The organism is Janibacter sp. CoH_79_TC_3, assembly GCF_058197955.1.
Genome location: NZ_JBXWIV010000104.1, coordinates 1 through 267, shown reverse-complemented (window position 1 = coordinate 267; position 267 = coordinate 1). Strand labels below are relative to the sequence as shown.

1 protein-coding gene is annotated in these 267 nt (G+C 39.7%); it reads left to right on the top strand.

The window, feature by feature from the left end:
* Window positions 1–267 (top strand): helveticin J family class III bacteriocin (locus AC2FA3_RS15260; protein ID WP_490510326.1); only part of this gene is annotated, 267 nt, incomplete at both ends.

Below are 267 nucleotides of genomic sequence, written 5' to 3'. Positions count from 1 at the left end.
GTTAGATACATATGTATTTAGAGGGACTCGTGGCAATTTAACTAATTTGGTTTTAAAGTTAGTGGGACAAGCTGCAGGGCATACACAAACCTGGGAGTTTTCAGGCGAATCGGGTAAATGGTTTGTGGGCGTGAAACCTACTAAGGAACATTGGGCTAAGCAAATTGCTCGTGTAGATATTAGATCTTTAAAGGCAAGTAAAACGTACGATAGTAATACTGCTTTTCCACGAATTGCATACTTAGATCAAGCTGGAGAACCTAAAGA